General features: G+C 62.6%; 16 protein-coding genes and 1 pseudogene. 1 reads left to right on the top strand and 16 read right to left on the bottom strand.

Annotated features, from left to right (window positions below; translation table 11 throughout):
- Positions 1-5: 5 nt before the first annotated feature.
- Positions 6-1,913, top strand: coding sequence for a methyl-accepting chemotaxis protein (locus tag AC0IYH_RS08625; protein ID WP_471833864.1), 1,908 nt, complete (start codon positions 6-8; stop codon positions 1,911-1,913).
- A gap of 3 nt (positions 1,914-1,916) precedes the next feature.
- Here the strand turns inward: AC0IYH_RS08625 and AC0IYH_RS08620 are convergent, their stop codons facing one another.
- The 16 genes and pseudogenes from AC0IYH_RS08620 to hutU all read right to left on the bottom strand — a co-directional run bounded on the left by AC0IYH_RS08620 (position 1,917) and on the right by hutU (position 22,332).
- The gene (locus tag AC0IYH_RS08620; protein WP_471833862.1) at positions 1,917-2,651 is read right to left on the bottom strand and encodes an amino acid ABC transporter ATP-binding protein; all 735 of its coding nucleotides are present in this window, start codon (positions 2,649-2,651) and stop codon (positions 1,917-1,919) included.
- Positions 2,644-3,603 carry an amino acid ABC transporter permease gene (locus AC0IYH_RS08615; protein ID WP_116627473.1) on the bottom strand — a complete coding sequence of 320 codons (960 nt, stop codon included), beginning with the start codon at positions 3,601-3,603 and terminating at the stop codon, positions 2,644-2,646. The genes AC0IYH_RS08620 and AC0IYH_RS08615 overlap by 8 nt, the downstream gene beginning before the upstream one ends.
- A 146-nt stretch (positions 3,604-3,749) precedes the next feature.
- Positions 3,750-4,547, bottom strand: coding sequence for a transporter substrate-binding domain-containing protein (locus tag AC0IYH_RS08610; protein WP_116627678.1), 798 nt, complete (start codon positions 4,545-4,547; stop codon positions 3,750-3,752).
- A 232-nt stretch (positions 4,548-4,779) separates the two neighbouring features.
- Positions 4,780-7,352, bottom strand: a pseudogene (gene mdoH, locus AC0IYH_RS08605) (glucans biosynthesis glucosyltransferase MdoH); the annotation flags it as partial.
- Positions 7,345-9,081, bottom strand: a complete 1,737-nt coding sequence (locus AC0IYH_RS08600) for a glucan biosynthesis protein G (protein WP_471833860.1) — start codon at positions 9,079-9,081, stop codon at positions 7,345-7,347. The gene AC0IYH_RS08600 and the pseudogene mdoH, both read right to left, overlap by 8 nt.
- 266 nt (positions 9,082-9,347) lie before the next feature.
- Entirely contained in the window at positions 9,348-9,785 is a 438-nt protein-coding gene (gene dtd, locus AC0IYH_RS08595; protein WP_471833858.1) for a D-aminoacyl-tRNA deacylase, read from the bottom strand.
- A complete protein-coding gene (gene pip, locus AC0IYH_RS08590) occupies positions 9,782-10,753 on the bottom strand; it encodes a prolyl aminopeptidase (protein WP_116627476.1) in 972 nt (323 codons plus the stop codon). The genes dtd and pip overlap by 4 nt, the downstream gene beginning before the upstream one ends.
- Positions 10,754-11,108: 355 nt before the next feature.
- Positions 11,109-11,909 carry an N-formylglutamate deformylase gene (hutG, locus tag AC0IYH_RS08585; RefSeq protein ID WP_471833856.1) on the bottom strand — a complete coding sequence of 267 codons (801 nt, stop codon included), beginning with the start codon at positions 11,907-11,909 and terminating at the stop codon, positions 11,109-11,111.
- Positions 11,910-11,920: 11 nt separating this feature from the next.
- Positions 11,921-13,126, bottom strand: a complete 1,206-nt coding sequence (hutI, locus tag AC0IYH_RS08580) for an imidazolonepropionase (RefSeq protein WP_116627480.1) — start codon at positions 13,124-13,126, stop codon at positions 11,921-11,923.
- 14 nt (positions 13,127-13,140) lie between these two features.
- Positions 13,141-14,679 carry a histidine ammonia-lyase gene (gene hutH, locus AC0IYH_RS08575; protein ID WP_471833854.1) on the bottom strand — a complete coding sequence of 513 codons (1,539 nt, stop codon included), beginning with the start codon at positions 14,677-14,679 and terminating at the stop codon, positions 13,141-13,143.
- A gap of 14 nt (positions 14,680-14,693) precedes the next feature.
- A complete protein-coding gene (locus AC0IYH_RS08570) occupies positions 14,694-16,217 on the bottom strand; it encodes an HAL/PAL/TAL family ammonia-lyase (RefSeq protein WP_471833852.1) in 1,524 nt (507 codons plus the stop codon).
- A gap of 121 nt (positions 16,218-16,338) precedes the next feature.
- The gene (locus AC0IYH_RS08565; protein ID WP_005783958.1) at positions 16,339-17,163 is read right to left on the bottom strand and encodes a quaternary amine ABC transporter ATP-binding protein; all 825 of its coding nucleotides are present in this window, start codon (positions 17,161-17,163) and stop codon (positions 16,339-16,341) included.
- A complete protein-coding gene (locus tag AC0IYH_RS08560; RefSeq protein ID WP_028615386.1) occupies positions 17,160-18,011 on the bottom strand; it encodes an ABC transporter permease in 852 nt (283 codons plus the stop codon). Before AC0IYH_RS08560 ends, AC0IYH_RS08565 begins: the two co-directional genes overlap by 4 nt.
- Positions 18,012-18,083: 72 nt before the next feature.
- Positions 18,084-19,049, bottom strand: coding sequence for an ABC transporter substrate-binding protein (locus AC0IYH_RS08555; RefSeq protein WP_471833850.1), 966 nt, complete (start codon positions 19,047-19,049; stop codon positions 18,084-18,086).
- A gap of 69 nt (positions 19,050-19,118) precedes the next feature.
- Entirely contained in the window at positions 19,119-20,567 is a 1,449-nt protein-coding gene (locus tag AC0IYH_RS08550; protein WP_122774883.1) for a purine-cytosine permease family protein, read from the bottom strand.
- Positions 20,568-20,661: 94 nt separating this feature from the next.
- Complete coding sequence (gene hutU, locus AC0IYH_RS08545; protein WP_471833848.1) at positions 20,662-22,332, bottom strand: urocanate hydratase; 1,671 nt, start codon at positions 22,330-22,332, stop codon at positions 20,662-20,664.
- Positions 22,333-22,509 lie beyond the last annotated feature (177 nt).

The following is a 22,509-nucleotide window of genomic DNA, read 5'->3' as shown; positions in this document are numbered from 1 at the left end:
TCACCATGTTTCGTCCACTGACCCGCCTGCTGGGCAATATCAGCATCACCCTCAAACTCGCGCTGGGCTTTGGCCTGGTGCTCAGCCTCAGCCTTGTCATCGCGATAACGGGCTGGCAAGCCCTGAACACGTCGCTCGAACGCTCGCAAACACTCACGCAGCTCTCGCAACTGGCCGTTGTCGGCGAAGAGCTGCGCGCCGACCGTATTGTGTATCGCACCGTGAATGACGCCGAGAGCCTGAACAAGATCGGCCTGCACATGGAGAAGATCGACAGGAACCTGGCCGAACTCGGGCCACGGCTTACTGACCCGGCCAACCAACAACAACTGCAGGAAAGCCGCCGCATTACCACCAGTTTCAAAACCGCGCTGGGCGGTCTGGAAGGGCTTATCAAGCAACGCGAAGGTGCCCGCGAACTGCTCAAGCGCAGTTCGGTGCACAGCAGCGACAGCCTCTCGGAGCTGTCCAGCAACCTGCCCAATCAAGACGATGAAAAAGCCCTCGACGCCATAGAGCAACTGCGCCAGGCCATGGAACAAGCCGAGGACCGCGCCCAGAGCCCCGCGTGGGCCTCCGATACACTGGAGGCCTACGCCAACGGCGTGAATGACGCACTGCTGGCCCTCGACCGCGCCCAGGCGGTGGTCAGCGCATTACCGGTGGATGCCGGCGCGCTGAAAAGCGCCCTGCTTGACTACCGCACCCAATTAACCAGCCTCAGGGAAGCCCAGCTCACCACCGAGACCAGCCAGAACCAACTTGAGCAGTGGCTGGATCAGTTGCTCAAGGCAAGCGACCTGTTGAGTCAGGACCAAACCGCCAAGCGCGACAGCGAAGCCAGCCTCGCCCGCAGCGTACTGCTGTACATCACCGCTGCCGCATTGCTGCTCGGCGCCCTCGCCGCCTGGCTGATCGCCGGCCAGATCGTTGCGCCGCTGCGCCAGGCCCTGCACGCAGCCAATCAGATTGCCGAGGGCAACCTCACCCAAACCCTCCAGACCCAGCGCCGCGACGAGCTGGGGCAGCTGCAACGCAGCATCGGGCAAATGACCGCCAACCTGCGCGGGCTGATCGGCAGCATCGGCGAGAGTGCACGGCTGATCGCCAGCAGCGCCGAGCAGTTGTCCGCCGTCACCGCGCAAACCCGTGCCGGGATCGACGACCAGAAGCTCGAGACCGAACAGGTGGCCACTGCCATGAACCAGATGCTCGCCACCTCCCAGGAAGTCGCGCGCCACGCCGAGCAAGCCTCCGTTGCGGCCACCGAGGCCGACCAGCAGGCGGGGGCCGGCGACCAGGTGGTCGCTGAAGCAATCACGCACATTGAGCACCTGGCGCAAGAAATGGCGCGTTCAAGCCAGGCCATGCGCGGGTTGCAAGAGGAATCCCAGAAGATCGGCAGTGTGTTGGAGGTGATCAAGTCGGTGTCGGAGCAGACCAACTTGCTGGCCCTCAACGCCGCCATCGAAGCGGCCCGTGCCGGCGAGGCGGGACGCGGCTTTGCGGTGGTCGCCGACGAAGTGCGCGGGCTGGCGCAACGCACGCAGCAATCGGCCGAGGAAATCGAAGCGCTGATCAGCGGATTGCATCGGGGCACGCAGCAGGTGGCCGACATCATGGATAACAGTCGCAGCCTGACCGACAACAGCGTGCAGCTGACGCGCCGCGCGGGGGACGCGCTGGCCAGCATCACGCGCACCGTGTCGGTGATCCAGGAGATGAACCCGCAGATCGCCGCGGCGGCCGAGGAGCAGACGGCGGTGGCCGAAGAGATCAACCGCAGCGTGCTGAAGGTCAAGGATGTGTCGGAACAGACCTCGGCCGCGAGTCAGGAGACGGCGGCGGCCAGTGTCGAACTGGCCCGCCTGGGCATGGATTTACAGGCGCTGGTGGGCAAGTTCAACGTCTAGCCGTTACAACACCTGGCTCAGGAAGGCCTGGGCGCGCGGGTCTTTCGGCGCATCGAAGAACTGCGCCGGGGCCGCGTCTTCCAGCAATTTGCCGTGGTCGAAGAACAACACACGGTCGGCCACTTCGCGGGCAAAGCCCATTTCGTGGGTGACGCAGACCATGGTCATGCCTTCCAGGGCCAGGGTCTTCATCACGTCCAACACTTCGCCGACCATTTCCGGGTCGAGGGCCGAGGTGGGCTCGTCGAACAGCATCACCTTGGGCTCCATCGCCAGCGCCCGGGCAATGGCCACGCGCTGTTGCTGGCCGCCGGAGAGGCGCGACGGAAACTCGTTGGCCTTCTGCGCAATGCCGACTTTTTCCAGCAGCGCCAGAGCCTTGGCCTCGCGCTCTTGTTTGCCGCGCTTGCGCACGACTTTCTGCGCCAGGCACAGGTTTTCCAGCACGGTCATGTGCGGGAACAGGTTGAAATGCTGGAACACCATGCCGACTTCGCGGCGATAGGCGTTCACATCGGTTTTCGGGTCGGCCAGTTGCAGGCCGTCGATGCTCACCGAGCCCGAATCGAACTCTTCCAGGCCATTGAGGCAACGCAGGAAGGTCGACTTGCCGGAACCGGACGGGCCGATCACCACCAGCACTTCGCCCTTGGCCACCCTTGTGGTGACGTTATCCACCGCGCGCACCACATGGCCACGGGTGTCGAAGACTTTTACCAGATCGCGAACTTCAATCACTTTGCGCGAGCCTCCGCTCAAGCCGGCTGGCCATTTTCGACAGCGGCAGGTTGATCAGCAGGTACAGGCCTGCCACGCAGAACAGGATTTCAAACGGCGAGAACGACGTAGTTATCACTTCGCGGCCACTTTTGAGCAGCTCGGTGATCGCAATCACCGAGACTAGCGAGGTGTCCTTGACCAGGCTGATAAATTGCCCGGCCAGCGGCGGCAGCACGCGCTTGAACGCCTGCGGCAACACCACATGGCGCATCGACTGGCCGGCACTCATCCCTAGGGAGCGCGCGGCTTCGTTCTGGCCACGGGTGATGGACTGCACGCCGGCGCGCACGATCTCGGCCACATAGGCGCCGGTGAACAGCGACAGCGCGGCGATCCCGGCAAACTCCCGGGACAGGTTGAGTACCGTGCCGATAAAGAAATAGAAAATGAAGATCTGCACCAATAGCGGCGTACCGCGCACCAGTTCGACGTAGATCGTCGACAGATCGCGCAGGGTCGGGTTGCTGGACAAGCGGCACAACCCCGTCGCCAAGCCAATCGCCAAGCCGAGGATGCCGGACACCACCGACAGCCACAAGGTGGTCCACAAACCCCACATCAACGGCCCCAGCGCCCAGTGCCGGGTCACGCCCACCACGTCGCCTTCGGCCACGTCGTCGCCGCGCGCCACTTGCAGGCTGTTGTCGGCAACGCTCAGTTTTTGCTCGGCGCCCGCGTCATTGCGCAGGGTCACTTCGGCGACGTCGCCTTTGCGCACCAGCTCAACGACGGTGGAAATATCCGCCGCGCGCTGGGAGGTTTCGGCCTGATAGGCGAAGTATTGCGGTACGCGGTTCCAGCGCCACTCGTAGGACATCAGCGAGGTGGCGTAGTACAAGGCGCCGGCCAGGCCGACCAGCACCATCACGGTCAGCAGGTGCCAGGGCCATTGGGCTTTTTTCTGTTTCATTTCAGGTTCCGGGGTATGTGTCGCCTGGCAGGCCGTCATCGGGGGCAAGCCCCCTCCCACCTTTGAAGGTGTTCACAACTCAAAATGTGGGAGGGGCGGTGCGACGATTCGACTTGCCCCCGATGAAGCCAACTCGGTGTCAGCCCTTATTCCATGTCCTTGAGCCACTCGGAGCTCTTGAACCACTTGTCATGGATGCGATCGTAGGTGCCGTCGTTGCGGATCTGGTGCAGGAAGTTGTTGATGAAGTTGATGCTGTCGTAATCGCCTTTTTTCAGGCCGAACGCCAGGGGTTCGAAGGTGAAGGGTTCTTCGAGGAACACCAGCTTGCCGTTGCCGACTTTCTTCTCGGCGACCACGTTGTACGGCGCGTCATACACAAAGGCGTCAGCCTTGCCGTTGACCACGTCCAGCACACCTTCCTGCTCGTTGTCGTAGCCGTGGTACTTGGCCTTGGAGATCAGCTTCTTGGCGACCATCTCGCCGGTGGTGCCGAGCTTGGAGGTCAGGCGGTATTTCTCGTCGTTCAAGTCTTTGTAGGACTTGATGGTGCCTTCCAGGTCCTTGCGGATCAGCAGGGTCTGGCCGACCACGATGAAGGGTTCGCTGAAGTTCAGGCGCAGGTTGCGCTCCTGGGTCAGGGTCATGCCGCTGCCGATCATGTCGAACTTGCCGGTCAGGAACGCCGGGATAATCCCGTCGTAGCCGGTGGACACCAGCTCCAGCTTGACGCCCATGGACTTGGCCATGGCCTTGAGGATGTCGACTTCGAAGCCGATGATTTCACCGCGCTTGTTGGTCATTTCGAATGGCATGTAGGTCGGGTCCATGCCGACTTTCAGCGTGCCGCGCTTGACCGCATCATCGATTGCGCCGGCCTGGGCCGCATTCGCGGCAACCAGTGCAGTGACGCCGAGCAGCAGCATCGAAAGATACTTTTTCATCATCAAGTCCCCTGAACCATTCTTGTAAGGTCGGCGCGCAAAAGGGCTGCACCATTTCGGGGTGCGATCCTAACCCACTCGCTGCCTGTCACAAAGGTTTCACGGGTAATTGTTGTCGCGCAGGCAGGAATCGCCCGATGGCAACAAGGGGGATGGGAGACACATAAGGGGTTTGAAACGCTGTAGGGCCAGCGCTTCGAACGCCCCCGAAGAGAACCCTCGGGGGCGTCTGAATCAGGCCGGTTGGGCCTGGGACGACAGCGGTTGCAGCGGCAGCAACGGCGCGTGCGGGTCGGACTTGATCGAGTCACGCCAGGCGGCGAGCCACTCGGCATGCCCTTCGCTCCAGACTTGCTCGTGCAGGCGGCCCAAAGCTACCGGGTCACTGAGCAAGGCCAGGCGTTCGCCGTTGTTGAGGCCGGCGGGGCCGACTTTCAACGCATGACGCACGCGCTCGGTGCGCAGGTACTCGATCGGCTCCGCCTCACGGTGACGCGAGGTCGCCAGGGCGCAGGCCAGGGCGTTCTGCTGCGGGTCGACCACCGAACGCACAAACCCGTCGTTGAGCGCGTGCCAACGGTTTTCGTGGGTGTACTTCTCGGTCGACAGCAACGCCTGCGGCGGGTTGTATTCCTCAGGGATGAGGAACAGGCTCTCGTCGCGGGACTTCAGGCCCAGCTTGACCCGGCTGGAAATCACCGACACCGGGATCGACAGCATCAGCGAACCGACGATCGGCACCAGCCACCACAGGAAGCTTGGGTTCAACCACACCACCAGTGCCGCCCACAGGAAGCCCAGCAGGGTTTGCGTGCCATGGCGCTTGATCGCCTCGCTCCACGGGGTGGAGTCGTCGTCACGCTGCGGAGAATTCCAGGTCGCCGCCCAGCCGAGGAACGCGGCCAGTACAAAGCGGGTATGGAAAATCATCCGCACCGGCGCCAGCAGCATGGAGAACAGCATCTCCAGCAGCATCGACAAGGTCACCTTGAACTTGCCACCGAACTCTTTCGCGCCCTTGGCCCAGATCAGGATGATGCTCAGCAGTTTAGGCAGGAACAGCAGCACGATGGTGGTGGAGAACAGCGCCACCGCCTTGTCCGGATGCCATTGCGGCCACAGCGGGTACAACTGGCGCGGCGCCATGAAGTACTGCGGTTCCATCAGGGTGTTCACCGCCAGCAAGGCCGTGGACAACACCAGGAAGAAGAACCACAACGGCGCCGACAGGTAAGACATCACGCCGGTCAGGAACACCGCACGGTGCACCGGGTGCATGCCTTTAACCAGGAACAGGCGGAAGTTCATCAGGTTCCCGTGGCACCAGCGACGGTCACGCTTGAGTTCGTCCAGCAGGTTCGGCGGCAGTTCTTCGTAGCTGCCCGGCAGGTCGTAGGCAATCCACACGCCCCAGCCGGCACGGCGCATCAGCGCCGCTTCAACGAAGTCGTGGGAGAGGATCGCACCGGCGAACGCACCTTTACCCGGCAACGGCGCCAGGGCGCAGTGCTCGATAAACGGCTTCATGCGGATGATGGCGTTGTGACCCCAGTAGTGGGATTCACCCAGTTGCCAGAAGTGCAGGCCGGCGGTGAACAGCGGGCCGTACACGCGAGTGGCGAACTGCTGCATGCGCGCATACAGGGTGTCCATGCCCGATGCACGCGGCGCGGTCTGGATAATCCCCGCATCCGGCGTGGCTTCCATCAGGCGTACCAGGCTGGTCAGGCATTCGCCGCTCATTACGGAGTCGGCGTCGAGCACGACCATGTACTTGTATTCACCGCCCCAACGACGGCAGAAGTCGTCGAGGTTGCCGCTCTTGCGCTTTACGCGACGGCGACGGCGGCGATAGAAGATCTTGCCGAAACCACCGGCTTCGCGGCACACGTCGAGCCAGGCTTGCTGTTCGGCGATGCAGATGTCGGCGTCATTGCTGTCGCTGAGCACGAAGAAGTCGAAGCGATCCAGGTCACCCGTGGCGGCCACCGATTCGAACGTCGCACGTAAACCGGCGAATACACGCGGCACGTCTTCGTTGCAGATCGGCATCACCAGCGCGGTGCGCGCATCTTTCGGGATCGGCTCGTCGCCGGCACTTTTACCGGATATCCGGTATTTATCGTGGCCGGTAAGCAACTCCAGGAAGCCCATCAACGCGGTCCAGAAACCGGCCGAGACCCAGCAGAACAGAATCCCGAACATGATCAGGATGCTGGTTTGCAGGGCGTAAGGCAGTACCTGGGTAGCGGTTTGCAGCAGGGTCTGGTTGCGGATTTCGTCGAAGTCGACCAGCGACCAGCCCTGGTACGGCATGATGCCTTTCATGTACCAGCCGGCCACGATGGTCTGGCCGAGCATCAGCACCAGCAGGATATAACGGCGGATCGAACCGACGGTGCGCCAGCGCGCAGCCGGCAGCACACGCTCGTCTTTCGGCGGCTTGGGCGGGTTGGTGCGACCAGTCATCCGGCGCCAGCCGCGCACCAGGATATTGGTGCGCCATGGCTCCGGCACGACCTTGGTGCGACGAATCGGCGGCGTGGCCTTGAGGCACACGCGGCCGCTGGCGTCGAGCGCGAGCATTTCGGCGTCCTGCAGCTCTTCGGCAGTGCTGAGGGTCAGCCGGCGGCCAACCGACGCCTGGGCGGCATCGGCCGGCGCGTCGAACGTTGAGGACGACAGACGCTCATGCAGCTCGGTGAAGGATGTGCAGCCCGCCAGTTCGGCGCGCTGCTCAGCGGTCATCGGTAAATGCGCCAGATACTCGGCAAGAGTCTCGGGCGTAGCTTGGGAATTACTCATCGGCAGGCAACTGATAGCTCCAGGTTTCGGTCAGGACTTGCTCGGTCTTGATCGGCTCCGGCGTGGCTGGGGCAGCTTCTGGCTGCTTGGCCTCCTTGTCCTTGGCGTCTTTCTTGGCCTGTTTATCGTGTTGCTTGGCCAAAACCTTGTCAGCCTTCAGTACTTGGGTCGAAACCGGCTCAGGCTCGGGTTGCACGATGTCTTGCACCAGGGCGGCGCGCATTTCGGTCGGCTTGCCTGCGTCCTTGATCTTCATGCGCAGGGTCAGGCGCCAGCCTTTGGTGTGCTCGTTGTAACGCACGCTGTTTTCGACCAGCTCAGCGTTGTCACCCACGCTCACCTGGCTGCGCACCGGGGCATCCGGCAGCAGCTTTTTCAGCGACGGGCCTTCGAAGTCCACCAGGTACGCCACGCTGCCGTCTGGCTGACGGATCAGGTTGGATTGCTTCACATCACCGGTGGAGCGCAGGGTCTGCTTGACCCAGGCGCTGTCCGGCGAATGGAAGGCAGCATCGTCGAGGGTCCAGTGCAGGCGGTAGGCCACGTCCAGCGGCTTGCCGACTTCCGGCAATTCGGCCGGGCTCCAGAACGCAACGATATTGTCGTTGGTCTCGTCGGCGGTCGGGATCTCTACCAGGTCGACGGAACCCTTGCCCCAATCGCCTTCAGGCTCGATCCAGGCGCTTGGGCGCTTGTCGTAGTTGTCGTCCAGGTCTTCGTAGTGGCTGAAGTTGCGGCCGCGTTGCAGCAGGCCGAACCCGCGCGGGTTCTCTACGGTGAAGTTGCTGACCGACAGGTGTTTAGGGTTGTTCAGTGGGCGCCAGATCCACTCGCCATTGCCGGCATGGATCGACAGACCGCTGGAATCGTGCAGCTCACGACGGTAGTTGAGGACCTTGGACGGCTGGTTGGCGCCGAACAGGAACATCGAGGTCAACGGGGCAACGCCCAGCTTGCTGACCTTGTCGCGCAGGAACATCTGCGATTTCACATCGACAACCGTGTCGGTGCCCGGGCGCAGGATCAGGCGATAGGCGCCGGTGGCACGTGGCGAATCCAGCAGCGCGAAAATCACCAGGTGCTTGTCGCCCGGCTTCGGGCGTTCGATCCAGAACTCGGTGAAACGCGGGAATTCTTCGCCAGACGGCAGCGCGGTATCAATCGCCATGCCACGGGCAGACAGGCCGTACACCTGGTCCTTGCCCACGACGCGGAAATAGCTGGCGCCGAGCATGGTCATGATTTCGTCTTGCTTGTCGCCCTTGTTGATCGGGTACAGCACACGAAAACCGGCATAACCCAGCTGTTCGGTGGCCTTGGGATCAACCTTGACGTCGCCGAAATCGAAGCGCGACGCGTCGTACTTGATTTCCTGCACGCTGTCGGCGGTGACTTCGTTGATTTTCACCGGTGTATCGAAGTGCATACCCTGGTGATAGAAGGACAGTTTGAACGGGGTGTTCTGATCGGCCCACTCGGCTTTATCGGCGCGGAAACGAATCTTCTGGTAGTCAGCGAATTTCATTTCGCGGAATTCGTTCGGCAGATTGCTGCGCGGAGCTTCGTATTTCTGCCCGGCCAGCTCTTTCGCCTTGGCCGACACATCATCCAGATTGAATGCCCACAGTTGACCCGCGCCGAACAGGCAAAACAGGGCAGAGCCCGTCACCAGTGCGTTTCGTAACCGTTTGGCAGACAATTTTGGTGCATTACAGGGACTAACAATCACGAGCAACCCTCGCCGAAAACAGATCAAAAAACCAACGGCCAGCTATCTATATGCCAGGTTGGCGAGCATTGTTCCGACTGCATTGGATCGGAATGATTCCCCAATCGCCGTCGGACAAGTCTCTACCTAAGTCAAAAATGGACCAAACAACGCTGATCCCCGTAGCGCGCGATTATCTAGTAGCCCGCGAGACAACGCATCAGGGACAACGAAGTATTTGTAGCGAAACCCTGCGTTTTTAGGCATTAAAGTCGTTTTTAATACATTCATGTCTGTAAGAGGAAGGTCACAGGGCCATCATTGACCAAATGCACCTGCATATCGGCGCCAAAACGCCCCGACGCCACCTTGCCATGCAATTGTTGCGCTTGTAACAACAAGTGATCAAATAGCGTTGCTCCCAGGGCCGGTGGCGCCGCTGTGGAGAAGCTCGGCCGCAGCCCGCTCTTGGTATCCGCCGCCAGGGTGAACTGCGACACCAGCAGCAGCCCCCCGCCAATATCCTTCAACGACAGGTTCATCTTGCCCTCGTCGTCGCTGAACACCCGGTAGTTAAACAGCTTGTGCAGCAGTTTGTCGGCGCTCTCGGGCGTATCGGAGGGCTCGACGGCCACCAGCACCAGCAAACCCTGGTCAATCGCCCCCACCACTTCGCCGTCTACCTCGACCCGGGCGCCACGCACCCGCTGCAACAGGCCCTTCATGCTTCTTCTGGCGGCAGATCAAGCAGGCGCCGTGCCATTTCGCCGGTCGCGCGCACCAGTGCGTCGGTAATGCCGGGCTCGGAAGCCGCGTGGCCCGCCTCGCGGATCACTTGCAGTTCGCTGTTGGGCCACGCCTGATGCAGCTCCCAGGCGTTATCCAGCGGGCAGATCATATCGTAGCGCCCGTGAATGATTACGCCAGGCAGATGGGCGATCTTGTGCATGTCGCGAATCAGCTGGTTGGGCTCCAGGAAGGAGTTGTTGGTGAAGTAGTGGCACTCGATGCGCGCGATGGACAGCGCGCGCTGCGGCTCGGAAAACCGCTCCACGTGCTGCGGGCTCGGGCACAGGCCGAGCATGCGACCTTCCCAGCCGGACCAGGCCTTGGCCGCGTGCATCTGGGCGATCTGGTCGTTGCCGGTGAGGCGCTTGTGGTAAGCGGCGATCATGTCGTGGCGCTCGTCTGCCGGGATCGGCGCGATGTAATCCTGCCAGTAGTCCGGGAACAGACGGCTCGCGCCTTCCTGGTAGAACCAGTGAATGTCCTGCGGGCGAGCGAGGAAAATGCCACGCACGATCAGCCCATGCACGCGCTCGGGGTGGGTTTGCGCGTAGGCCAGGGCCAGGGTCGAACCCCAGGAGCCGCCGAACAGCACCCATTTGTCGATGCCCAGGTGCTCGCGGATGCGCTCAAGGTCGGCAACCAGGTCCCAGGTGGTGTTGTTTTCCAGGCTCGCGCGCGGGGTGGAGCGCCCGCAGCCACGCTGATCGAAGGTGACGATGCGGTACAGGTTCGGGTCGAAATAGCAGCGGCTCTGGGCGTCGCAACCGGCGCCGGGGCCGCCGTGGATGAAGACAACGGGCAAACCTTCGGGGGAGCCACTTTCATCGACATACAGCGTGTGGGTGTCATCGACGGCCAGATCGTGCCGGGCGTAGGGTTTGATCTGCGGGTACCAAGTCTGCATTGCGCGCTCCGTAGGGGGTCGGGTTCATCCCTGGGGGGACGTCTTTTATTTTGCCGTCTGGCACTATAAACCCGAATTGTGCAATGAGCATGTCCTTGAGCGCTTAGAGCTGTGTCAGTAGTTCGCTCCTCAGGTGATCCAGGAGATGGGCAACGAGCTGTGGAGAAAGCAGAACATGTGCACTATTTCTGACAACGGCGACCAATAGGTGGGAGCGGGCTTGCTCGCGAATGCGCTGAGCCAGTCGCCAGATATGCTGACTGACAAAGCGCTTTCGCGAGCAAGCCCGCTCCCCCATTTGTCCGGTGTAGATTCTTAAGGTTTGAGTCTGGCTTTTTACAGCTTCGACACCAAACTACCGGTAATGGCCCTGCCCCCAGGCAAGCAACCCCTCCAGCAACTGCTTCAACACCACCCGCGTCGGCTCGGCCAAATCCGGCCGATAACGAAACGGCTCAACCTCTTCCATATACGCGCTCTGGCACAGCTCGAGCTGCACCGCATGAATATCCTGCGCGGGGTCGCCGTAATGCCGGGTGATATGGCCGCCCTTGAACCGCCCGTTCAGCACGTGGCTGTACTGCGGATGCGCCGCGCAGATGGCTTCCAGCTGGCTGGCCAATTCCGGATCACAGGCAGCGCCATTGAAGGTGCCGAGGTTGAAATCCGGCAGCTTGCCGTCGAACAGGTGCGGGATCACCGAGCGGATCGAGTGCGCGTCAAACAGCAGCGCGTAGCCGAACTCGGCCTTGAGCCGCGCGAGTTCTTCTTGCAGCGCGCGGTGGTAAGGGCCCCAGATTTTTTGCAGGTAGCTGGCGCGCTCGGTCTCGCTCGGCTCCAGCCCTTCGCGAAACAAGGGCACGCCGTCGAACAGCGTCGCCGGGTACAGCCCGGTGGTCGCGCCGGCATACAGCGGCTGGTCGTCCGAAGGCCGGTTAAGGTCGATGACAAACCGCGAGTACTCGGCCGACAAGGTGCTGGCACCGAGTTCTTCGGCAAAGTCATACAACGCCGGAATGTGCCAGTCGGTGTCTGGCAGGCTTTGTGCCTCGGGGATCAACCCGGCCTCCACCGCAGGCGTCAGGCGCAGGCCGGCGTGGGGCATGCTGATCAGCAGCGGCACGCGGCCTTGTTTGAAGTTCAGAACCTTATCCACAACGGTGCTCCTTATACGGTGACGTCGACGCCGTGGCGCACGACGCGTTTATCCAGCTCGCCACCCAGCCAGTAGGCCAGGTCGGCCGGGCGGTCGATCTGCCAGGCGACAAAATCGGCGACCTTGCCCACTTCCAGTGAACCATGGGTGTCGCCCATGCCCAGGGCGGTGGCCGCGTGTTGCGTGGCGCCGGCCAGGGCTTCTTCCGGGGTCATGCGGAACAGGGTGCAGGCCATGTTCAGCATCAGGCGCACCGACAAGGCCGGCGAGGTGCCGGGGTTGAGGTCGCTGGCGATGGCGATTTTCACCCCGTGCTTGCGCAGGGCGTCCATCGGCGGCAATTGGGTTTCGCGCAGAAAGTAGAACGCGCCCGGCAGCAATACGGCGACGGTGCCGGACGCGGCCATGGCAATGGCGTCGTCTTCGGTCATGAATTCCAGGTGGTCGGCCGACAGCGCGTGGTACCGCGCGGCCAGGCTTGAGCCATGCAGCGACGACAGCTGCTCGGCGTGCAGCTTCACCGGCAGGCCAAGTTGCTGGGCGACCTTGAACACGCGCTCAACCTGCTCGGTAGAAAACGCCAGGTATTCGCAGAAAGCATCCACCGCATCCACCAGGCCTTCCGCCGCCAGCGCCGGCAGCATCTCGGTGCAGATGTGCTCGATGTAGTCGTCGGCGCGGTCCTTGTACTCCGGCGGCAGCGCGTGGGCCGCCAGGCACGTGGCGCGCACGCTGACCGGCAGCGCTTCGCCCAGGCGCCGCGCCACGCGCAGCATCTTGCGTTCGTTGGCCAGGTCCAGGCCGTAGCCGGATTTGATCTCCACCGTGGTCACGCCGTCGCGCAGCAAGCTGCGCAGGCGCTTCTCGGCGCTGGCAAACAGTTCATCTTCGCTGGCCGCGCGGGTGGCGCGCACGGTGCTGGCAATACCACCACCCTTGGCAGCGATTTCGGCATAGCTCACGCCTTCAAGGCGTTGCTCGAATTCGCCGCTGCGGTTGCCACCGAACACCGTGTGCGTGTGGCAGTCGATCAGCCCGGGGGTCACCCACGCGCCTTGCAGGTCGTGCACCTGGGCGTAGTCCGCCGCAGGCACCTGGCTGCGCGGGCCGATCCACTCGATCAACGAACCCGCCGTGACCAGCGCGGCATCCTCGATGATCGAGTACTTGCCCTGGGCCATGGTTGCGACGTGGCAGTGTTGCCAAAGCGTTTTCATCCCACCCTCCTCGGTTACAGGCTTGGCAGCAGCTCGGCCGGCGCCAGTTCATTCAGGCAGCGGCTGGCCAGCAGGTCAGTGGCGGCGATGATGTCCGGGGCGAAGAAGCGGTCCTTGTCGTAGAACGCCACTTTGCCGCGCAGGGTGGCGCGTGCCTGTTCCAGCTTGGGCGAGGTTTTCAGGCCTTCGCGCAGGTCCAGGCCCTGGCACGCGGCCAGCCATTCCACGGCGAGAATGCCACGGGTGTTTTCAGCCATTTCCCACAGGCGCTTGCCGGCAGCCGGGGCCATCGACACGTGGTCTTCCTGGTTGGCCGAGGTCGGCAGGCTGTCGACGCTATGGGGATGGGCCAGCGCCTTGTTCTCGCTGGCGAGCGCGGCGGCGGTGACCTGGGCGATCATGAAACCTGAGTTGACCCCGCCATTGCCCACCAGGAACGGCGGCAATTGCGACATGTGCTTGTCCATCATCAACGAAATACGCCGCTCGCTCAGGGAGCCGATTTCGGCGATGGCCAGGGCCATGTTGTCGGCGGCCATGGCCACCGGTTCGGCGTGGAAGTTGCCGCCGGAAATCACATCACCTTCGGCGGCAAACACCAGCGGGTTATCCGACACGGCGTTGGCCTCTACCACCAGCACCTCGGCGGCCTGGCGGAACTGGGTCAGGCAGGCGCCCATGACTTGCGGCTGGCAACGCAGGGAGTACGGGTCTTGCACCTTGTCGCAGTTCTGGTGCGACTGCGACACCTGGCTGCTGTCGCCGAGCAGGTCGCGATAAGCCGCCGCCGAGTCGATCTGCCCACGCTGGCCGCGCGCCGCATGAATACGCGCGTCGAACGGCGAGCGCGAGCCGAGCACGGCTTCCACGGTCAGGCCGCCGCACACCAGCGCGCCGGCGAACAAGTCTTCACCTTCAAACAGGCCACGCAAGGCGTAGGCGGTGGATACCTGGGTGCCGTTGAGCAGCGCCAGGCCTTCTTTGGCGGCGAGGGTCAGCGGCGTGAGGCCGGCGACTTTCAGCGCCTCGGTGGCTTGCAGCCATTCGCCCTTGTAGCGCGCCTTGCCTTCGCCCAGCAGCACCAGGGACATGTGCGCCAACGGCGCCAAATCACCGGAAGCGCCAACGGAGCCTTTCAACGGAATGTGCGGGTAGACCTCGGCGTTGATCAGCGCGATCAGCGCGTCGATCACCTGGCGGCGAATCCCCGAGAAACCACGGCTCAGGCTGTTGACCTTGAGCACCATGACCAGCCGCACCAGCGCATCGCTGATCGGCTCACCGACGCCGGCGGCATGGGACAGCACCAGGGAACGCTGGAGGTTTTCCAGGTCAACGCTGGCGATACGGGTCGAGGCCAGCAGGCCGAAACCGGTGTTGATGCCGTAGGCGGTGCGGTTCTCGGCGAGAATCTGCTCCACGCAGGCCACGCTGGCTTCGATCTGCGCCGAGGCGCTGGCATCCAGGCTGAGGGTTACCGGCTGCTGGTAGATGGCCCGCAGTTGGGCGAGGCTCAGTTGGCCTGGAATCAGGTTTAGCACAGTCACGTTCATGCTCCTTTGAATTATTAGTGCAAATGGGGGATGGCTGAGTGCAGCAAAGCAGTGTCCTTGAGCAACGCGGCGGCGCTCGCGATGTCTGGCGCCAGCCAGCGGTCCTGTTCATACGCGGGGACCACTTCACGCAGCAGTCGCCAGGCTTTTTCGGTACCGGCGCCGAAGCGCTGCGCCTTCAAGAATTCAAATGCCTGGGCCGCCAGCAGGTACTCGATGGCGAGAATCTGCGTGACGTTGGCCAGCAACTGGTGAAGCTTGAGCGCGGCGTTGGTGCCCATGCTCAGGTGGTCTTCCTGCAGGCCCGAGGTGACGAAATTGTCGAGCACCGCCGGTTGCGCCAGTTGGCGGTTTTGCCCACACAGCGAGGCGGCGACGTACTGCACGATCATCATCCCGGAGTTGACCCCGGGGTTGCTCACCAGGAACGCCGGCAAGCCGCTGACGTGCGGGTTGATCAGGCGGTCCAGGCGGCGCTCGGCCACCGAGCCGATTTCGGCCATGGCGATGGCGAGCATGTCGGCGGCCAGCGCCACGGACTGGCCGTGCGGGTTGGCCTGGGACACCACGCGGTAGTGGTCCGGCGTGCCGAGCACCAGCGGGTTGTCGGTGGCGCTGTTGAGTTCGGTTTCGATCTGGCGTGTGGCGTGTTCCACCTGGTCGCGCGCCGCGCCGTGGATCTGCGGGATCGAGCGGATGCTCAAGGCGTCCTGGGTGCGGATGCCTTTGCTGCTGGCGATCACTTCACTGCCGTCGAGCAATGCGCGCAGGTTGATGCCCACGTGCTGCATGCCCGGGTGCAGTTTGAGGGCGATGATGGTTTCGTCGAAGGCGTCGATCTGGCCACGCTGGGCCTCGAAACTCATGGCGCCGATCACGTCGGCCCATTGCAGCAAGTGGTGGGCATCGGCCAGGGCCAGACAACTCAGGCCGGTCATGCACGGCGTGCCGTTGACCAGGCACAGGCCGTCTTTGGCACCGAGTACCACGGGCTGCAAACCTTCTTCGCTCAGGGCCTGTTGTGCCGGCACAATCTGGCCGCGATAGCTGACGTTGCCGACGCCCAGAAGTGCCACGCCGACGTGGGCCATATGGGTCAGGTAACCCACCGAACCCTGGGACGGCACTTGCGGCGTGATGCCGTGGTTGAGCAGCGCCAGCAACGCGTGCACCACCTGCGGGTGCAGGCCGGATTTGCCGTGGCTGTAGTTGATGATGGCGGCGCAGATGATCGCGCGGGTCTGCTCGTCGCTCAGCACCGGGCCGACGCCGCAGGCGTGGCTCAGCAGGGTATTGCGCGACAGCTGGCTGAGTTGCTCGCCCGCAAGCGACACATTGCACAGCGCGCCCAGGCCGGTGTTTACGCCATAGGCGCGTTCGCCGCTGGTGACGATGCGCTGCACGATGGCTTGGGCATTGTCGATGCGTGCCCAGGCGTGGCCGGAGAGTTCGAGCACTGCGCTGTGGCGGGCGACGGCGACTACGTCCTGCCAGCGCATTGGGGTGTCGGCGATGGTGATTTTTGTTGCCTGGGACATCTTCATACCTTCTTTAATTCTTGGGCAGCTTCACTGGCCCTATGGGGGGCAAGCCCCCTCCCACATTTTGATCTGTGAATACATTCAAGTGTGGGAGGGGGCTTGCCCCCGATGAGGCCCGTCAGACCACCGCCGCCCGCCGCTGAACAAACCGGTCCACATACTCATCCGCCGGCGAATGCAGGATCTCCCGCGGCGTGCCGACCTGGATCAGCTTGCCGTCCTTGAGGATCGCAATGCGGTTGCCGATGCGCACGGCCTCGTCGAGGTCGTGGGTGATGAACACGATGGTCTTGTGCAGCGTCTTTTGCAGCTCCAGCAACTGGTCCTGCATCTCGGCGCGGATCAGCGGGTCGAGGGCGCTGAAGGCTTCGTCCATCAGGATGATGTCGGTGTCGGCGGCCAAGGCGCGGGCCAGGCCGACGCGCTGGCGCATGCCACCGGAAAGCTGGTGCGGGTATTTGTTTTCGTAGCCCTTGAGGCCCACGGTTTCGATCCAGTGCAGCGCGCGTTCGGCGCACACCTGTTTGGTTTCGCCACGCACCTTGAGGCCGTAGGCGACGTTGTCGAGCACGCTCTTGTGGGGCAACAGGCCGAAGCTCTGGAACACCATGCTGATCTTGTGCCGACGGAATTGGCGCAGAGCTTCCATGTCCAGTTGCAGGATGTCTTCGCCGTCCACCAGGATCGCGCCGCTGGTGGGGTCGATCAGGCGGTTGAAGTGGCGCACCAGCGTGGATTTGCCCGAGCCCGAGAGGCCCATGATCACGAAAATTTCGCCAGTGCCGATGCTCAGGGACAGATCGTTCACGCCGACCACGCAGCCGGTTTCGGCCAGCACCTGGTCCTTGGTCTTGCCCTGGCCGACCATGGCCAACGCGTCCTTGGAACGCGCGCCAAAAATCTTGAAGACGTTTTTAACTTCGATTTTGCTGACAGTAGTCATTTGCTCGCCTCATGCCGTGGACGACCATAGGCCTGGGTTATGCGGTCGATGACCACTGCGAGAATCACGATCGCCAACCCGGCTTCCAGGCCTCGGCCGACGTTGAGGGTCTGGATACCAACGAGCACGTCTTCACCCAGGCCACGGGCACCGATCATCGAGGCGATCACCACCATCGACAGCGCCATCATGGTGGTCTGGTTGATGCCAGCCATGATGCTAGGCAGCGCCAGCGGCAGTTGCACACCGAACAGTTGCTGCCAGCGGTTGGCGCCAAAGGCGTTGATGGCTTCCATGACTTCGCCGTCGACCTGGCGAATGCCCAGGTCTGTGAGACGAATCAGCGGCGGCGCGGCGTAGATCACCGTGGCGAAAATCGCCGGGACCTTGCCCAGGCCGAACAGCATCAGCACCGGAATCAGGTACACGAAGCTGGGCATGGTTTGCATGATGTCGAGCAGCGGCATCAGCACCGAGCGCAGGCGATTGCTGCGGGCCGAGAGGATGCCCAGGGGAATGCCGATGAGCACCGAGATCACCGTGGCGACCATCATCAGCGCCAGGGTTTGCATCAGCTTGTCCCACAAGCCAACCGCACCGACGAGGAACAACAGACCGACGATCACTGCCGTGGTCACGACTTTGCGGGTGGCGTGCCAGGCAACGCCGCCGACGATGGCCAGCATCAGCCACCAGGGCGCCGCGCGCAGCAACCCTTCCAGGTTGACGATGGCCCACAACAGGGTGTCGGAGATGTGCCGGAACACATCCCCGTAGTTGGTGACCAGCGAATCCACCCAACCGTTGACCCAGTCGGCAATGGAAAACGTAAAACTCTCAGGAAACATAGCGTGCTCTCGATCCAGTGGGTTGAGGCCAGGCGCCCGGCTAGCCCCAAAGGGTAGCCGGGCACACTTGACCTACAAGGCCGCGTCGATTTTCTTGGCTGCGTCTTCGCTCACCCAGGCGTGCCAGACTTCAGGATGTTCCTTGAGGAAAATTTTCGCCAGCTTCGGCGACTCAATTCGCTCCTTGGCCATGCGGCCCAGGTTCTGGTTCAGCAGGTCGATGGGCAGGTTGACCTTTTCCAGCACGGCCACCAGCTCCGGCGCTTGCTCGTGGAAGGTCTTGGACAGGCCAACCTTGATGCTCACGCTTTTATCCACGCCGGGTTTTTCTTCCAGCTTGACCAGGTCGACCTGGCCCATCAGCGGGGTTGGCGACCAGTAGTAGAACAGGATCGGCTCGCCACGCTTGTAGCTCGACAGCACCGCCGCATCCAGCGCCGGGCCGGTGCCTGGGCGGAAGTTGGTGTAGGTGCTTTCCAGGCCGTAGCTTTTCAGCATTTCGCTGTTGTCCAGCTCGCAGGTCCAGCCGGCCGGGCAGTTGTAGAAACGGCCCTTGGACGGTTCTTCCTGGTCCTTGAACACCGCGGAGTATTTGGCCAGGTCGGCAATGGTTTTCAGGTCCGGGGCCTTGGGCTCCAGCTTGCGCTTGGCGTCGCCTTCGATCACATAACGCGGCACGTACCAGCCCTCGATCGCGCCAACAACCGGCGCGCCGACGCCGACGACTTTGCCGGCCTTCTCGGCCTTGTTCCAGACTTCGCTGCGGCCTACCCATTCTTCGGCAAACACTTGGATGTCGTTGCTGCTCAGGGCGTTTTCCATGGTGATGGAGTTGCCCGGCAGGCTGTCGGTTTTGCAGTCGTAGCCTTTTTCCAACACGGTTTGCAGGATGTCGGTGAGCAACATGCCGCTTTCCCAGTTCAAGCCTGCGAATTTCACCGGTTTGCCGGACTCGCACCAACCTGCCGCCTGGGCGCCAGCACTGGCCAATACGCCCGCAGAGAGCAAGGTGGCCATCAGGGTCTTATGCATTTTCATTGTTGTGACGCTCCCAATCTTGAAATGGATTACGGCAGTCAGTAGGCATCCTGCCCTGTCCACGTCCCATCAGGCCTGTGCAGCCAGCCCGTTTGTTGTCGTCAGTGCAACGCCCTGCTCTGGCGGCAGGATCAGGTGTTCAGGGTGTGTGCGCGGCCATGTTTTCGCGGCCCAGTAGTAGAGCGCGGCGGGCAGCACCAGGCCGATGATCCAGGAAATATCCACATCGCCGAGGGCCGCCACGAGAGGGCCGGTGTAGAACTTGGTGGAGATGAACGGCAACTGCACCAGCACGCCGAACACATACACGCTGATGCCGACCGGGTTCCAACGGCCGTAGCGGCCGTTCGGGTTGGCCAGCGCCGGTACGTCATAGCGGTCGCGGGTGATGCAGTAGTAGTCGACCAGGTTGATCGCGCTCCAGGGCGTGAAAAACGCCAGCAGGAACAGGATGAAGGACTTGAACGCACCCAGGAACGAGTGCTGGCCGAGCAAGGCGATCAGGGTCGCCGTGCCGACAATCACCAGCACAAACACCAGGCGTTGAATGCGCGTGACTTCCAGGCGACCGCGAAAGCCACTGATGATGGTGGCGATGCACATGAAGCTGCCGTAGGAGTTGAGCGTGGAGATGGTCACCTTGCCGAACGCAATGCTGAAATACAGCAGCGCCGCCGTAGCCCCCGTACCGCCCAGGCCGACGATGTAAGCAACTTCGTGACCGGCAAATTGCCCGTTGGACATGGCCGCCGCGAACACGCCGAGGATCATCGCCACCTGCGCGCCCACCACCGAACCCGCACCGGCGGCGAGGAAAGTTTTCACCGAAGACGTCGTGCTCGGCAGGTAGCGCGAGTAGTCCGCCACGTAAGGGCCGAAGGCGATCTGCCAGGACGCCGCGAGCGACACCGCCAGCAGGAAGCTGCTCCAGCTGAAGTGGCGAATTTGCAGGAGTGCACCGACGTCGGCCTGGCCCATCAAACGGCTGAACAGGTAGACGAAGGCAATCACGCCAATGACGCTGGCAACCCGGCCGATGAAGTGGATCACCCGGTACCCCAACACCGTGACCAGCACGATGACGCTGGCGAAGAGCAGGATGCCGACACTGTCGCTGACCCCAAACAACTGGCCCAGCGCCTGGCCGGACAGCACCGTGCCGGTGGCGGTGAAGCCCAGGTACATCAGGCACACCAGCACGATCGGAATCGCCGCGCCGTATACACCGAACTGCACCCGGCTGGAGATCATCTGCGGCAGGCCCAGCTTGGGCCCTTGCGCCGCGTGCAATGCCATCACACCACCGCCGATCAATTGGCCGATCAACAGACCGATCAACGACCAGAACACATCACCGCCCAGCACCACGGCCAGAGCCCCGGTGACAATGGCAGTGATCTGCAGGTTGGCACCCAGCCACAGGGTGAACTGGCTCAATAGACGACCGTGTCTTTCCGCTTCCGGGATGTAGTCGATCGAACGTTTCTCGATCAACGGGGTGGTGTCGTTTGCAGCCATGGGTGTTCAACCTCTGATGGATTGTTTACAGGTTCATCGCAGATTCAGTGTGGGAGGGGCGGTGCGACGATTCGACTTGCCCCCTCCCACACCGTTATTTGATCATCGGAAGATTCAGGCCCTGCTCTTTGGCGCAGTCGATGGCGATCTGGTAACCGGCATCTGCGTGACGCATCACCCCGGTCGCCGGGTCGTTATGCAGCACGCGGGCAATGCGCTCAGCCGCTTCGTCGGTACCGTCACACACGATGACCATCCCGGAGTGCTGGGAGAAGCCCATGCCCACGCCGCCACCGTGGTGCAACGACACCCAGGTGGCGCCGCTGGCGGTGTTGAGCAGGGCGTTGAGCAGCGGCCAGTCGGACACGGCGTCGGAACCGTCCTGCATGGCTTCGGTTTCGCGGTTGGGGCTGGCGACCGAGCCGGAGTCGAGGTGGTCACGGCCGATCACCACCGGCGCCGACAGCTCGCCGCTGCGCACCATTTCGTTGAACGCCAGGCCGAGCTTGGCGCGCTGGCCCAGGCCAACCCAGCAGATACGCGCCGGCAGGCCCTGGAAGCTGATGCGCTCGCGCGCCATGTCCAGCCAGTTGTGCAGGTGGGCGTCGTCGGGGATCAGCTCTTTGACTTTGGCGTCGGTCTTGTAGATGTCTTGCGGGTCGCCGGACAGCGCCGCCCAACGGAACGGGCCGATGCCACGGCAGAACAGCGGGCGGATATACGCCGGTACGAAACCCGGGAAGTCGAAGGCGTTTTCCACGCCTTCTTCCTGGGCCATTTGGCGGATGTTGTTGCCGTAGTCGAAGGTCGGGATGCCTTGCTTCTGGAAGTCCAGCATGGCTTTGACGTGCACGGCCATCGACTGCTTGGCGGCCTTGATCACGGCAGCCGGCTCGGTCTTGGCGCGGGCGCGGTATTCGTCCCAGGTCCAGCCGGCCGGCAGGTAGCCGTTGAGTGGGTCGTGGGCGCTGGTCTGGTCGGTGACCATGTCCGGGCGCACGCCGCGCTTGACCAGTTCCGGCAGGATTTCGGCCGCGTTACCCAGCAGGGCGATGGAGATGGCCTTGCCGTCCTGGGTGTACTTGGTGATACGGGCCAGGGCGTCGTCGAGGTCGGTGGCTTGCTCGTCGACATAACGGCTGGCCAGGCGGAAGTCGATGCTGACCTGCTGGCACTCGATATTCAGCGAGCACGCGCCGGCCAGAGTGGCGGCCAAAGGCTGTGCGCCGCCCATGCCGCCGAGGCCGGCGGTGAGGACCCAGCGGCCTTTGAGGTTCGAATCGTAATGCTGGCGACCGGCTTCAACAAACGTCTCGTAAGTACCCTGGACGATGCCCTGGCTGCCGATGTAAATCCAGCTGCCGGCGGTCATCTGGCCGTACATGGCCAGGCCCTTGGCATCCAGTTCGTTGAAGTGTTCCCAACTGGCCCAGTGCGGCACCAGGTTGGAGTTGGCAATCAGCACGCGCGGGGCATTGCTGTGGGTCTTGAACACGCCGACCGGCTTGCCGGATTGCACCAGCAGGGTCTCGTCGTCGTTCAGGTTGGTGAGGCTTTCGACGATCTGGTCGTAGCACTCCCAGTTGCGCGCGGCACGGCCGATACCGCCGTACACCACCAATTCTTTCGGGTTCTCGGCCACTTGCGGGTCGAGGTTGTTCATCAGCATGCGCAGCGGCGCTTCAGTCAGCCAGCTTTTGGCGGTGAGCTTGTTACCGTGGGCAGCACGGATTTCGACGTCACGGTACTTGGTAGGCTTGGTCACAGCTAGGACTCCTCGGCGATCGATGCGCGAACATGGATGGTGCGAAGCATGCGAAGCAGAGTCTTACGCACACATCTTTACTTGTATGTACAAGCATATGCAATCAAGCGGCCAACTTTGCTGGACATGTATTGAGATTTTTTTCGAAGGCGCGCCCAGGCCTTGGAAATTAAGGCT

Source organism: Pseudomonas sp. AC463, assembly GCF_979253585.1.
The sequence above is the reverse complement of the archived record's forward strand: the minus strand, read 5'-3'. Positions and strand labels throughout refer to the sequence as shown.